Annotated in this window: 10 protein-coding genes and 1 tRNA gene; 6 read left to right on the forward strand and 5 right to left on the reverse strand. The window is 56.7% G+C overall.

Annotated elements, in window-relative coordinates:
• Positions 1-10 precede the first annotated feature (10 nt).
• Together dnaJ and radC are read left to right on the forward strand one after the other, a co-directional pair.
• Positions 11-1,174 carry a molecular chaperone DnaJ gene (dnaJ, locus tag HAT86_RS01350; protein ID WP_167192799.1) on the forward strand — a complete coding sequence of 388 codons (1,164 nt, stop codon included), beginning with the start codon at positions 11-13 and terminating at the stop codon, positions 1,172-1,174.
• A gap of 155 nt (positions 1,175-1,329) precedes the next feature.
• On the forward strand, positions 1,330-2,094 hold the full coding sequence (gene radC, locus HAT86_RS01355) for a RadC family protein (RefSeq protein ID WP_167192800.1): 765 nt from the start codon (positions 1,330-1,332) through the stop codon (positions 2,092-2,094).
• Here radC and HAT86_RS01360 read toward each other — a convergent pair.
• The 3 genes from HAT86_RS01360 to secA all read right to left on the reverse strand — a co-directional run bounded on the left by HAT86_RS01360 (position 2,091) and on the right by secA (position 7,574).
• The gene (locus HAT86_RS01360) at positions 2,091-3,650 is read right to left on the reverse strand and encodes a substrate-binding domain-containing protein (RefSeq protein ID WP_196780468.1); all 1,560 of its coding nucleotides are present in this window, start codon (positions 3,648-3,650) and stop codon (positions 2,091-2,093) included. The two genes, radC and HAT86_RS01360, sit on opposite strands and share 4 nt — an antisense overlap.
• A 24-nt stretch (positions 3,651-3,674) precedes the next feature.
• Positions 3,675-4,772 carry a hypothetical protein gene (locus HAT86_RS01365; protein WP_231125779.1) on the reverse strand — a complete coding sequence of 366 codons (1,098 nt, stop codon included), beginning with the start codon at positions 4,770-4,772 and terminating at the stop codon, positions 3,675-3,677.
• A gap of 84 nt (positions 4,773-4,856) precedes the next feature.
• Positions 4,857-7,574, reverse strand: a complete 2,718-nt coding sequence (secA, locus tag HAT86_RS01370; RefSeq protein WP_167192802.1) for a preprotein translocase subunit SecA — start codon at positions 7,572-7,574, stop codon at positions 4,857-4,859.
• A gap of 189 nt (positions 7,575-7,763) precedes the next feature.
• Here secA and HAT86_RS01375 point away from each other — a divergent pair, with 189 nt between their 5' ends.
• The 4 genes from HAT86_RS01375 to HAT86_RS01390 all read left to right on the forward strand — a co-directional run bounded on the left by HAT86_RS01375 (position 7,764) and on the right by HAT86_RS01390 (position 10,571).
• Complete coding sequence (locus HAT86_RS01375) at positions 7,764-8,621, forward strand: peptidylprolyl isomerase (RefSeq protein ID WP_167192803.1); 858 nt, start codon at positions 7,764-7,766, stop codon at positions 8,619-8,621.
• Between the two features lie 2 nt (positions 8,622-8,623).
• Entirely contained in the window at positions 8,624-9,853 is a 1,230-nt protein-coding gene (argJ, locus tag HAT86_RS01380) for a bifunctional glutamate N-acetyltransferase/amino-acid acetyltransferase ArgJ (protein WP_167192804.1), read from the forward strand.
• Positions 9,850-10,248, forward strand: a complete 399-nt coding sequence (gene mutT / locus HAT86_RS01385) for an 8-oxo-dGTP diphosphatase MutT (protein ID WP_167192805.1) — start codon at positions 9,850-9,852, stop codon at positions 10,246-10,248. Before argJ ends, mutT begins: the two co-directional genes overlap by 4 nt.
• A gap of 247 nt (positions 10,249-10,495) precedes the next feature.
• Positions 10,496-10,571, forward strand: a tRNA-Thr gene (locus HAT86_RS01390).
• Positions 10,572-10,627: 56 nt separating this feature from the next.
• Here the strand turns inward: HAT86_RS01390 and HAT86_RS01395 are convergent.
• Positions 10,628-12,103 carry a heme biosynthesis protein HemY gene (locus HAT86_RS01395; RefSeq protein WP_167192806.1) on the reverse strand — a complete coding sequence of 492 codons (1,476 nt, stop codon included), beginning with the start codon at positions 12,101-12,103 and terminating at the stop codon, positions 10,628-10,630.
• 16 nt (positions 12,104-12,119) lie between these two features.
• The gene (locus tag HAT86_RS01400; RefSeq protein WP_167192807.1) at positions 12,120-13,394 is read right to left on the reverse strand and encodes a COG4223 family protein; all 1,275 of its coding nucleotides are present in this window, start codon (positions 13,392-13,394) and stop codon (positions 12,120-12,122) included.
• Positions 13,395-13,441: the final 47 nt, after the last annotated feature.

The following is a 13,441-nucleotide window of genomic DNA, read 5'->3' on the forward strand; positions in this document are numbered from 1 at the left end:
GAGATCCCCGATGGCCAAACGCGACTATTACGAAGTGCTCGGCATATCCAAGGGCGCGTCGGAGGACGAGATCAAAAAGGCCTACCGGAAAAAGGCCAAGGAACTTCACCCCGACCGCAACAAAGACAATCCTGAATCCGAGGCGCAGTTCAAAGAAGCTGGCGAAGCCTATGACGTTCTGAAAGACCCCGAAAAAAAGGCGGCCTATGATCGCTTTGGGCATGCGGCCTTCGAAGGCGGCATGGGCGGTGGTGGCCAACGTCCGGGCGGCGGATATGGCGGGGGTCCAGGTCAGGGCGATTTTGCATCGGCCTTTTCGGATGTATTCGACGACCTGTTTGGCGACTTTATGGGTGGCGGACGCGCAGGCGGCGGGCGGCAAAGGGCCGCGCGCGGATCAGACCTGCGCTACAATCTCCGGATCACTCTGGAAGAGGCCTATAACGGCCTTCAAAAGTCGATCAACGTCCCGACTGCCGTGCAATGCGATTCCTGCAACGGATCAGGTGCCGAAGGCGGTGCAGAGCCCACCACATGCCCAACATGTTCCGGCATGGGCAAGGTGCGCGCACAGCAAGGCTTCTTCACGGTGGAACGCACCTGTCCAACCTGCTCGGGGCTGGGCCAGATCATCAAGAACCCCTGCAACACCTGCCACGGACAGGGGCGGATTGAAAAGACACGCGCACTCAACGTAAATATCCCTGCTGGCGTTGAAACCGGGACACGTATCCGGCTTGCCGGCGAGGGCGAGGCCGGAATGCGCGGCGGACCAGCCGGAGACCTCTATATCTTTATAGAAGTCGCCAAGCATGATATTTTCGAGCGCGAAGATACGAACCTGTTCTGCCGCGTCCCTGTTTCGATGACCACCGCCGCCCTTGGCGGTGACATCGAAGTTCCGACAATTGATGGTGGCCGCAGCCGCGTCAAGATTCCCTGCGGGTCGCAATCAGGTCGCCAGATGCGATTGCGGAACAAAGGGATGCCCGCATTGCGTGGTGGCGGCAGCGGCGACATGTTCATTGAACTGGCCGTAGAGACACCCGTGAACCTCACATCGCGCCAAAAAGAACTGTTGCGCGAATTCGAGGCTTTGTCAGAAGACAACAATCCCGAAAGCAAAAGCTTTTTCTCTTCGGTGAAAAGCTTTTGGGATGGCATGAAAGGCTGACATCAGTCTCTTAAGGGCTTCCAATTAGAAATAGTCAGGGGCGTGCTTGTTTGGCGCGCCCCTTTTCTTTGCGCCTTGGCAGCCCCTCTGCCCCAGATACGAAGATTGGCCCGTTGTTAACCAATCCCTAACCCGGCTGCGTCAGGCTAATCGGCATGACCGATCCTTGTTCATTTAACGAACGCGCTCTTCCGCTGTTCAGCGGGGATGAAGCTGCGGCACAACATGTGCCGCAAGGCAAACGCCTGCCGTCATATATCAAAGACCACCGCAAGCGGCTGCGCGACAGGTTTTTGTCCGGGGGACCACAAGCACTACCAGATTACGAACTGTTGGAACTGGTGCTGTTCCGGGCCATTCCAAGGCGCGATGTTAAACCTCTGGCGCATCAGCTGTTGCAGAAATTTGGTGACTTTAACAGCGTTGTGTCGGCACCGCCTGACCATCTGGCCGAGGTTGCAGGCGTCGGGGACGCGGTTGTGTGCGAGCTTAAGATCATCGAAGCGGCGGCCCATCGTCTATCGCGCGCCCGCATTTTGCAGCGACAGGTCATCTCGTCTTGGGATTCGTTGCTTGATTATTGCCACACCACCATGGCGCATCAAAATGTCGAACAATTCAGAGTGTTTTACCTTGATCGCAAAAACGTACTGATTGCGGATGAAAAACAAGCGGACGGCACAGTTGATCACGTTCCGGTATACCCGCGCGAAGTGGTCAAACGGGCGTTGCACCTGAATGCCAGTGCTTTGATCTTGGTGCATAATCATCCTTCGGGCGACCCCACCCCATCTGATGCCGATATCAGCATGACCCACCAAATTCGCATCGCGGCGGATGCGCTTGGTATCGCATTGCATGATCACCTCATCATCGGGAAATCCTGTGAGGTCAGCTTTCGCGCAGAAGGATATCTTTAACGCACCCACACCTCGACCCGGCGATTTACCTGTCGGCCCCATTCGCTATCGTCGCAGGCCATGGGCATCGCTTCGCCAAAGGCGTCAGTTTCCAGTGTTATGCGATCCAGATTCGCGGTTTCCGCGGCTGTCGTCACAGCGCGGCGCACGGCCTCGGCCCGGCGCATTGCAATCGCTTTGTTCGGCCCTGCAGGGCCTTCGCCGTCACTGAACCCCACAAACACCAAACGGCGCGCATCATATAGCCCCAACTCCAAAGCGCGCGCCAATTGTTGCACGTTTGATCGCGACTGTGCATCCAACCCTGCCGATCCTGCCTCGAACCGAAACGTTGTTGTCAGACGTCGCAATGGCGCCAAAATCCGCACCATTCTTTGCAGTTCGGATAAATCTATTTCGGGTCCGGCGCGGGCGATGGCATTTGCAAACCTGTCACCTTGGGCATTTATCGCAATCTCTTCTGGTGCCCGGTCAACAAATCCAGCGCGGCGAATAACCAATTGGGCGGATGGATCGCGCAAATACGCCAAAAACTCGCGCATCAATTTTGGAAACCGGCGGGCGGGCATGTACAAAAACAACGGCGCCGTAAGTGGGTAATCCTCGGTTTTGACGGCCCGCCGTGTCGCACGAAGTGCAAAACCACACTCCCCTTCCAGCGCCAATTCCCAAGTATTGCCCAACTCCGAACGGCTGGTGACACCCAATCCAAATGGATCGCCAGCAACGGCTTGCGCCAGTGTCGGACCATCGGGATGCGCTTGAGCCGCGTCAGACATAGATTTGTCAATCGGCGCCAACAGCCTGTCTTGCGTTGCCTGTCCAATACCCGACGCCCCATCAAGCACATGAACGGTTATCGGGGCATCAGGCCCACCCAATTCGGCCCAGCTTGCGATATCACCAGACAAAACGCGCGCCAGTTGCGGCGTTGTGATCCTTTGAACAGGATTGCTGGGCGCCACGACCGGAACAAGCGCGTCCAACGCCACAATGCGGCTGCGGCCGCGTGCGGACAGGTCACCCAAGCCTGCCTCGCGGGCGCGTTGGCGCTCGGACTGTCGCACTTCGCGCACCGACATGACGATATCGGCCTCATTGGCCAGAAGGTCGGCAAACCCTTCATCTGTGTTGGACAATCGCAACGTAAATTCACCCAACACGGTGGCTGTTTCAGGATTGGAAAGGATATACACAAACCGGTCATCATCGAGAGTTTCGCGGGTTAGGTCGTATTGATGACGCAAGGCAAATGCTTCAAGCAGGGCAGGCATTAAAACCCGTCCAATGGTTGGCGCACCGGAAAATCCAACGCGCGCGACATAGCTTTCAAGGTTAGGACAGCCCGGCCCCTCGCAGCGCACCCCCGAGCCGTCGACAGTCAATTCGCCATAGATCGTCTGGACACGGTAAAATTCACCGTCAAAACCCAGCAAATCACCCGAAATTTCCACGTCGCCATCACGGGAAATCAACGTTACATCCTGCGCCACGACCGCGCCGACACTACAAAACCAATAAAGTGCGGCGACACGCGCCGCACGCACAATCATCATCAAACGACCCCCGAGTGCTACGGATTACTTCTGCGCGATCTTCAGGTCATTCAACATGTTTTTCAACACCAGAAAATCACCAGTCGCATCGCAAGCGGGCACTGCCAGCTCCAGATCCCGAACTCTGAGGGGGCCCGCGCCCGCAACCTCAAGCGACTGCGCGGTGATATCCCGGCCACAATTGGCCTGTGTAACCTCAGCCTCTACGGTAAGCGCAACGTTCCCGGATTTCTGCGCAACGCCTGTCGGGAAAGTATAGACCTCTGCCATATAAGCCGCCGCCAAACTATCTACACCCAACCGGACCATAAAACCGCCTTTGCCACCAACGGCCTGCTTCAGATCGCCTTTGGTCTTTGCCCAGATATGCCCGGCATCGTCATAGTCGGCCCCGAATTCAAAGGCATGAAGGTGCAGGCCACTTTCGCCTTGCCACTGAATGACCGCCCGGTCGTAATATTCCAATGTATTGACCTTTGCACTGATCATGGCGGCCTTGCCGTTCACAAATGACGCCATGAAAACGGCATCGGACGACAACGCCGGAACTTTTATACGGCTTTGCCCATCGTCGTCCAAAATCTCTGAAATCATCATGCCATTATGGTGCAGCGTAAACCGTTCGTGCGCCATACAGGGCGCATTAAGCGAAACCTCGACCATCGCTGCGGCCTGCACATTTGCCGTCATTTCGATGTCGCAGGAAAATCCTGGTGCCGGAACATCTTGGGGCGGCACGGCAATCGGTTGATCGGTCAGTGATGCAGGTACGGCCACCGCGCGGTCAACCGACATTGACGGCAGTCTTTCCGGCTGTGGCGCGGATTTCGGTGGTGCTGGAATCATCGCAGATGTGTATCTGACATCGGTCAGTTTCGGCGAGGTTTGGTGCTGTGTGTCCTGCACCGCGACGGCAACAGTGTCTTGCAGTGGGTCCCACGCATTGTCCGGTGCTGTCGCTGTCAGGCTGGCGATTTGAGTACTGTTGTCTGGCACCGCCCCTTCCGGCGGCGTGGCCATATTTTGCATGATAAACCCAATACCAAGGGCGCATGCGAAGGTGCCACCAGCCGTCAAAATCCGTCTTGGCCCGATCATCACGTTCACTCCCCTGTCCACCATAGACATGGAAAGCGTAAACAGTGATCTGGGCAGCCATATGGCAGTCTTGAGGAGTTAATTAGACCAGCGCCGAGGTTATTTCGATCAGGACAGTCGCCCGTGACAGTGCTTGAATTTCCGGCCCGAGCCACACGGACAGGTCTGGTTACGGCCTGGATTGCCCCATGTGGACGGATCATTTTCGTCGAATCCTTCGATTGCGTCAGCGGATGGTGCTGGAGTCGCGCTTGACGCTTCTCCTCCCTGCTTGGGCTTGGCAGCTTGCTCCATCGCGGCACGTTGTTCGGCGATTTCTTGTATCATCGCCTTTTGTTCCTCTTCGCTCATGGGCCGGATTTGCGACAGTTTTTGTGTCACGTCCTGCCTGAGGCTATCGAGCATTGTCTCGAACAACTGGAAAGATTCGTTTTTGTATTCGTTCAGCGGGTCACGCTGCGCATAGCCACGGAAGCCAACCACGCTGCGCAAATGTTCCAGCGTCAGCAAGTGTTCGCGCCACTTGGCGTCGATCGTTTGCAAAAGGATCTGCTTTTCAATCGCCCGCATGTTTTCCGGGCCGAAGGCTGCCGTTTTCTCGGCCATCATTTCTTCGGCGGCGGCATCAAGACGTTCGGCAATCTCATCGTCATCAACGCCTTCCTCTGCCGCCCAATCGACAACGGGCAAGTCCATGTTCAACTGTTCGACAACAGCCGCATGAAGCCCGTCAGTATCCCATTGGTCGGCATAGGTTTTGGGGGGCATATACGTGTCGATCAGCTCATCAATCACTTCACCGCGCATGTCCTGCACGATATCCGACAAATCTTCGGCCTTCATGATATCAAGACGTTGCTTGAAGATCACCTTGCGCTGCTCGTTCATCACGTCGTCGAATTTCAGCAGCTGCTTGCGGATATCAAAGTTACGGCCTTCGACCTTGGCCTGCGCCCGTTCAAGCGATTTATTGACCCAAGGGTGAACGATGGCTTCACCCTCTTTCATCCCAAGGGTCGACAATACTTTTTCCAAACGCTCGGACCCGAAAATGCGCATCAGGTCGTCTTCAAGGCTCAGGAAGAAAGACGAGCGCCCCGGATCCCCCTGTCGGCCCGAACGACCGCGCAGCTGGTTGTCTATCCGGCGGCTTTCGTGCCGTTCGGTGGCCAGAACGAACAACCCACCCGCATCCTTGACGGCCTGCTCATCGGCGGTGTGTTCTTGTTCGATCTTTTCGCGGATCTCTTCTGGGTCGGCGTCTGGATTGGCCTCCAAGGCCTGCATGATCTTAAAATCAACATTCCCGCCAAGTTTGATATCCGTCCCTCGGCCAGCCATGTTGGTGGCAATTGTGACCGCGCCCAGTTTGCCGGCATCGGCAACAATCTGGGCTTCCTGTTCGTGCTGGCGGGCGTTCAGGACGTTGTGCGTGATCCCGGCATTGGTCAGCAATTGGCTGAGCATCTCGGACTTTTCAATCGAGGTGGTCCCGACAAGAATCGGCTGACCTTTTTCATGTGCCTCGCGGATCGTTTCGACAATCGCGTTGAATTTTTCCTCGGCCGTGCGATAGACGGCGTCATCTTCATCGAGGCGGTCAATTGGTTTGTTCGTGGGCACTTCGACCACGCCCAAGCCGTAGATCTCGGCAAATTCCTCGGCCTCGGTCACGGCTGTACCGGTCATACCTGACAACTTGTCATACAGGCGGAAATAGTTCTGGAACGTAACACTGGCCAAGGTGACGTTTTCGGGCTGGATATTGCAGCCTTCCTTGGCCTCAATCGCCTGATGCAACCCATCCGACAAACGGCGGCCCGCCATCATGCGGCCCGTAAATTCATCAATCAGGACAACCTCACTGTTGCGCACGATGTAGTCTTTGTCCCGCTGGAACAATTTATGCGCGCGAAGCCCCTGATTGACATGATGCACAATCGTCGTGCTTTCAGGGTCGTACAAAGATTGGCCTTCTTCCAGCAACCCGTTCGAGCGCAGCAGGTTTTCCAGAAATTCGTTGCCCTCATCGGTGAAGGTGACGTTGCGGGTTTTTTCATCCAGCTGGAAATGCTCATCCGTCAGGTTGGGAATCAACTGGTCAATCGCGACATATAGATCGCTGCGATCCTGCGCCGGCCCCGAGATGATAAGCGGCGTGCGCGCCTCATCGATCAGGATGCTGTCCACTTCGTCCACGATGGCAAAGAAGTGATCGCGCTGGTTCATTTCCTCCAACGAGGATTTCATATTGTCCCGGAGATAGTCGAACCCCAACTCGTTGTTGGTGGCATAGGTGACATCTGATTCGTATGCGGCCTTTTTCTCGTCTTCGGGCTGCTGCGGGTAAACGACACCGGTGGTCATGCCCAATGCGCCGTAAACCTTGCTCATCCATTCAGCATCGCGGCGGGCCAGATAATCGTTGACCGTGACGATATGGACGGCACGGCCAGTCAACGCGTTCAGATAGGCGGGGAAGGTCGCGACAAGCGTTTTACCTTCGCCGGTTTTCATTTCCGAGATATTCCCCTGATGCAGGAAAATACCGCCCATCAACTGAACATCAAAGGCCCGCAATCCCAAGGCACGTCGCGCGGCCTCGCGACAATTTGCAAAGGCTTCGGGCAGCAACACGTCAAGGCTTTCGCCATTTTCGACACGCTTTTTAAAGTCTTGGGTCTTTTCAATCAGCCCTTCGTCGCTCAATGCCTCGAACTCGGGCTCAAGGGCGTTGATCTTTTCAACCAGTGGGCGAGTCGCCTTGATCTTGCGGTCATTTGGTGTGCCGAAGATCTTCTTGGCGACAGTTCCGATACCCAGCATGTTCTATCCGTTCCGATGTTTGTGCTTATTCGTATCAGGCAATTGCTTGCCCCGCCCGTCGCGCCACCCTAAAACGGGCACAAGATGGCGGTTTTGTTGGTCCAACGACGATGTAAGGGGCCGCCGATTGAGTGTCAACGTCGCGCAACGGCGCGGCTCCGTTATGCAGTTATGCAAGAAAGGTCTGTCATGTCCATTCGTTCCGGTTTTCTGTCGGTTTTTGCCTTGGCTTCGGTGCTGGCGCTGCCGGTTCCCGCAGCCGCACAGGATACGCCTGATCCAGACGCCGTTCTGGCAACTGTCAACGGCACCGATATCACGCTTGGACATATGATTGCCCTGCGCGCCGGGCTGCCGGAGCAATACGCGCAATTGCCCGCTGAATTGTTGTTCGACGGCATTCTGGATCAACTGATCCAACAGACCCTTCTTATGCAGGATCACAATGGCGATTTGTCTCGCCGCAACGCGCTGGTTCTGGAAAACGAGCGGCGTGGCATCATTGCCGGCGAAGTGATTGACGAAGTCATGACCGCGGATCTGTCCGATGAGGCAGTTCAGGCCGTATATGATGAAGACTATGCCGGGGCCGAAGCTGAAACAGAATACCAAGCCGCGCATATCCTTGTTGAAACGGAAGATGACGCAAACAGCATTGTTCAAGACCTCACCGATGGCGCGGATTTCGCTGAGTTGGCTGCGGAAAAATCCACCGGCCCGTCTGGTCCGAACGGCGGTGATCTGGGGTGGTTTGGAGCCGGGGTCATGGTTGAGCCGTTCTTTCAGGCGGTCGCGGCCCTTGAACCCGGACAAGTCTCGGATCCGGTGGAAACACAATTCGGCTGGCATGTCATCAAGTTGAACGAAACGCGGGTTAAGGACGCCCCCAAGCTTGATGAGGTTCGCGCCGATATCGAAGAACAATTGCGGCAAGCCGCGTTTGACGCGCATCTGGAAAAGCTGACAGAGGGTGCAAAGATCAATCGCGCGGATACATCTGAGATTGACCCGGAAACCGTGAACAATCTGGACCTTTTGGAGAACTGATCATGGGCGCCCCTATTCCCTTATCGCCACTTGCACCCGGCGCCTTTCCCGATCTTCCCGCGATTGCGGGCGTTCGGTACGCAACAACGCAAGCTGGCGTTCGATATACGGGGCGCGACGATGTGATGTTGGCCGTGCTGTCTCCCGGTTCGACGATTGCCGGGGCATACACACGATCAGCAACGCGGTCGGCCGCTGTGCTGGATTGTCAGGAAAAAACCGGGCACATCAGCGATCAGGGCGCTGCGATACTGGTGAACTCGGGCAACGCAAACGCGTTCACCGGGCGGCATGGAACGGACGCGGTCAAGTTCGTCACTGAAGCAGCGGCAAAGGCCCTGAACCTGCCGGAATCCCGCATTTTCACGTCTTCGACCGGGGTGATTGGAGAGCCTCTGCCCCACGACAAGATCACCACTAAACTGGATGAGTTGGTGGTCAACCTGTCCGCTGACACGATCAAGGACGCCGCCCAAGCCATCATGACAACCGATACCTTCCCCAAAGGGTCGGGAACAACGGTGCACGTCGACGGTCAACCCGTTCACATTGCCGGTATCGCCAAAGGGTCAGGCATGATTGCCCCGGACATGGCGACCATGCTGGTGTATATTTTCACCGACGCCGTGGTGAACCAGACAGTGTTGCAGTCCATGGTATCCGCCCTGAACAACAAGACATTCAATTGCATCACCGTCGATAGCGATACCTCAACCTCGGACACCCTGATCGTTGGGGCGACCGGGGCATCGGGCATTCGGGTCACCGAAAACTCGGTTGGGTTCATGGAAGGCCTCCGGCAAGTCATGCTGGATTTGGCCCATCAAGTTGTGCGTGACGGCGAAGGCGCGACGAAATTCGTTGAAATTTCGGTGACTGGCGCGTCAAGCGATACCGACGCCCGCACCCATGCCATGGCCATCGCTAACTCACCGCTGGTGAAAACCGCAATCGCGGGTGAGGATGCCAATTGGGGCCGTGTGGTTATGGCAATCGGCAAATCCGGTGCTCCCGCCGACCGGGACACATTGTCCATCTGGTTTGGCGATATCCGCGTGGCGCATGAAGGCTGGGTCGATCCCAGCTATAACGAAGCCGCGGCTGCCGCCTACATGAAGCAGCAAGAGTTGACCATACATGTCGATCTGGGTTTGGGGGGCGGCACGGCTGTTGTGTGGACCTGCGATTTGACCCATGGCTATATCGATATCAACGCCGATTATCGCTCATGAAAACAGTGCTTGTTTCCGCCGTGGCGTTAATCGACGTCGACGGCCGCATTTTGCTGACACAACGCCCCGAAGGCAAATCCATGGCGGGCCTTTGGGAGTTTCCGGGCGGCAAGGTTGAACCGGGCGAAACGCCCGAGCACGCTTTGATCCGTGAGCTTGAGGAAGAGTTGGGCATCAATACATGGGCCAGTTGCCTTGCACCGCTGACTTTTGCAAGCCACAGCTATGATGACTTTCACCTTCTGATGCCGCTATTTGCCTGCCGCAAATGGGAGGGCACCCCGCAAGGCCGCGAAGGACAGGCGCTTAAATGGGTCCGTGCAAACGCCCTGCGCGAATATCCCATGCCGCCCGCCGATATCCCGTTGATCCCGATCTTGCGGGACTGGCTGTAGATGTTTCCGGCTTGAATCCGCACGATCCGTCAATCTTGTAACATGGTCTTTCGGCAACCTTTGCGGGGTGCTGACCAATATCAAGAAAGCAGCCAAAAGGGCGGGTGCCCTGTCAGCTGACAAAGCTGCAAGCGTGGTTATCAAAGCCCTCTGGGATCGGCGATATGTGGTCTGGGAAGACACCAAACGCAACTTTTGATTCTGCCTTGCGCGCCCGAACGCAAGGGTCTAAATGACGGCGCAGAAAGCCGCTGTAGCTCAGCTGGTAGAGCACGTCATTCGTAATGATGGGGTCGGGGGTTCGAGTCCCTTCAGCGGCACCAAGCCCATCACAAAACAGCATCCGCGCACCACGTGAAAGGTGCGATAGGGCCTATGTTCAGGCGGGCGTGTCGGGTTTGCTTTTCGCCTCGTCCTCTACCACTTCCGCGTCCAGAACATCTGCGTCGTCTTCTGCGGGTTCATCGGTGTTGTCTTCTAGGCTACCCACAATCAACGGCAGCATTTCCAAACCTGTCGATGTGCCAACCTTAGTCTTTGGCGCCGCTGTCCAGCTTAGAGTGTCGAAGGCATGGCAGTTTTCACAGGTTGGCACCCAATCGGCATGAATGTGATGGCATTTCTCACAGACCCACGCCGGGCCGCGCGGCGCGGCAAGTGCCCTTGCCAACCAGCCCTTAACCACAGCATCCGATCCGCCCTCGCCACGCTCAACCGCGGCCATGATCGTGAGCACACGAGCATCTGGATCAACGTCAACAAGATCGCCAAGGGCGCGCCGTGCGCCGGGGAAGTCTTCGTTTGCAAGATGCAGCTCGGCGTTCAGTAGCCGTGTTTCGCGATGATCGGGGTGCACTTTCAAAAGTTTCGCAAAACGCTTCAGACGCTGTTCAGGGCTTTCATCCGGTTCGATCTCGGCAAACGCGGCGCCAAGATCGGGATGCGGTTGGGCACCCCACGCCTTGCGAATAACTCGCGCCGCATAGCGTTTTGAGCCTTGCGCGATATAGCCACGCGCCGCCAGCACAGCCGCAGGCACCAGATCAGGCGACAGCTTGTTGGCTTCGATCGCGGCTTCGCGGGCTTCGATATCTTTGCCTTCGTCCAAAACATCACGTGACTCGGACAGGGCCAACACCGCGTCGCGCCGCTTGTGCACATCACGCGGCAAGCTTCCGTATTTCAGTTTGGCGTTCAGGGTGGCGCGCGCGCCCTTCCAATCGGCGGTTTCCGCCTGAAGCTGCAATAGCGTGTCTTGCACCTCGGGGTGCTTGGGCTTGAGTGAAAAAGCGGTTTCCGCAAGTTTCAAAGCGGTTTCTGTTTCGCCTTGTTCCATCTTTTGCCGCATCAGGCCGCGCACGCCGACAAAGCGTGTTTTCTCGTCCTTCAAAAGACGTTTGTAAACGGCTTCGGCCTTGCGGCGATCGCCCGACAGTTCAGCGGCCTGCGCGGTAATCAGGTTGGTCAAGGCCGGTTTGCGAAGGTACTTTTCCGCCTTGTTCGCCCGTGACATGGCCAATTCCCCTTCGCCAGAGGCCAAGGCCATCATACCTTCGGACAGGGCTCGATACCCCTTTTCCTGCCGGCTACGATCAAAATAGCGCGAAATGGCGGTTTCATCGCCGTTGATGAACTTCAGCGTGGCAATCAAAAGCGCAAAAAGCTTGAGGAACAGCCAAACCGTAAGAACCAAAAGGATCAGGGCAATCACCGCTTTGAGCGGTGTCAGGTTGATTTCGACCCCGGCAAAGACAATGCGCACACCGCCTTCAAGCTCTAACAGATGATCTGCGCCGAAAGCCGCCCCCGCGACAAGAGCGATGAACCCAACAATCTTAATAATAGACCAAAGCATAACGCGTTCCTCGCTCTCAATTCATGTCTTGAGTCAGGGCTTCGGCCGCGCTGACGGCATCCAGCCGCTGCTTGGCTTGCTCTGACCAGTCTGACAATTCTGCACGCCCTGCTTCTGGCAACGCCTCAAGTTCTGCAAGCGCATCCTGCAGACGACCATCGCCAACCGCGGCTTCTGCACGGGATAAAACAGCATCGGGGTCATTGCCCTCTTTCGGGGTCAACGACCGGACACCCAGTTGATCGCGCAAGAAACCGCCAACACCACTGGCACCGGTGTCTGATGATCCACGCGCGACACGCAGCGCACGCCGCGCCGCCTCGGGAAAGCTGTCCTGAAGGTCGGCCAATGTCGGAACACCGGAACTGGCCATGCGGCTTAGTGCATCTGGCACCGTTGCACCTGTGCCCTGTAGATCAGCAAGGGCCGAGGCAAATCCGGTGCCGGAATCAAGCGCGGTTTGAATGCGGGTCACGGCTGCGCGGCGCATGGTGGTTTCGGCTGTTTCTTCGGCGCTTTGCTCCATCGCGCGGGCTTCTTGTGCCATGGATTCGATGTCGGCCCTTTGCTGCGCCATCGCATCCTGCAGGGCTTGCAATTCGCGCTCATAGGCGGCGATTGCAGTATCCGAAGCGGCCTCGTCAACCGGGCGCTTTTCAACCTCGGTCAGCCTTTCATCAAGCGATGTAACCTGTGACGTCAATTGTGCGACATCTTCGTCAAGACCGGAAAGCTGGCTTGCAAGATCGGCTTGCGTGTTTTCCAGTCCTGCCAAATCCGGTGCTTGGTCAAGGCGTTCTTGGAGAGAGGTCAGCGTTTCGTTTTGCGCATCAAGACGGCCCTCCAACGCGGTGAATTGCGCGCTTGTATCGTCGTCTGCAAATGGCCAATCGTCACCCATATACTGCGACACGCCAAAGCCAATGGCAGCCGCAGCCACACCGCCCACCAACATCGGAAAGAAACCACCTTTGCGGATGACAACCTGCTCGGTGGCGACCGCTGGGGCAGATGATGCAATTGCCGGGCCATCGTCTTCGGCCTGTGGCGCATCGTCTTTGTCCGGCGCAGGTTCAGAGCCGCCTGTGGTATCGGCCCCCTCACCGGATGTATCGCTATCGCCATCTGTGTCGGCTGTAGCTGACGTTTCTTGATCGGCGTCATCGCCGACCACCTGATCTGTCTCCTCCGAAGCGTCGCTTTGCGACTGTTCGATATCGACGCCCTCGTCGTTATCCGGCTTTTCCTGATCCGTATCGGTGCTTTGTTCAGATGTCTTCTTATCAGCCACTTTCTACCACCCTTTCGAATCCCACCATCCGGATCGTTTAAACGACC

Source organism: Roseovarius gahaiensis (assembly GCF_011601345.1).
Lineage (GTDB): Bacteria > Pseudomonadota > Alphaproteobacteria > Rhodobacterales > Rhodobacteraceae > Roseovarius > Roseovarius gahaiensis.

What these genes read in the sequence shown, in the direction of transcription:
- HAT86_RS01360 (WP_196780468.1), bottom strand. Translation starts at nt 3,650, where the DNA reads ATGATGATTGTGCGTGCGGCGCGTGTCGCCGCACTTTATTGGTTTTGT.
- HAT86_RS01365 (WP_231125779.1), bottom strand. Translation starts at nt 4,772, where the DNA reads ATGGTGGACAGGGGAGTGAACGTGATGATCGGGCCAAGACGGATTTTG.
- mutT (WP_167192805.1), top strand. Translation starts at nt 9,850, where the DNA reads ATGAAAACAGTGCTTGTTTCCGCCGTGGCGTTAATCGACGTCGACGGC.
- HAT86_RS01395 (WP_167192806.1), bottom strand. Translation starts at nt 12,103, where the DNA reads ATGCTTTGGTCTATTATTAAGATTGTTGGGTTCATCGCTCTTGTCGCG.
- dnaJ (WP_167192799.1), top strand. Translation starts at nt 11, where the DNA reads ATGGCCAAACGCGACTATTACGAAGTGCTCGGCATATCCAAGGGCGCG.
- secA (WP_167192802.1), bottom strand. Translation starts at nt 7,574, where the DNA reads ATGCTGGGTATCGGAACTGTCGCCAAGAAGATCTTCGGCACACCAAAT.
- HAT86_RS01375 (WP_167192803.1), top strand. Translation starts at nt 7,764, where the DNA reads ATGTCCATTCGTTCCGGTTTTCTGTCGGTTTTTGCCTTGGCTTCGGTG.
- argJ (WP_167192804.1), top strand. Translation starts at nt 8,624, where the DNA reads ATGGGCGCCCCTATTCCCTTATCGCCACTTGCACCCGGCGCCTTTCCC.
- radC (WP_167192800.1), top strand. Translation starts at nt 1,330, where the DNA reads ATGACCGATCCTTGTTCATTTAACGAACGCGCTCTTCCGCTGTTCAGC.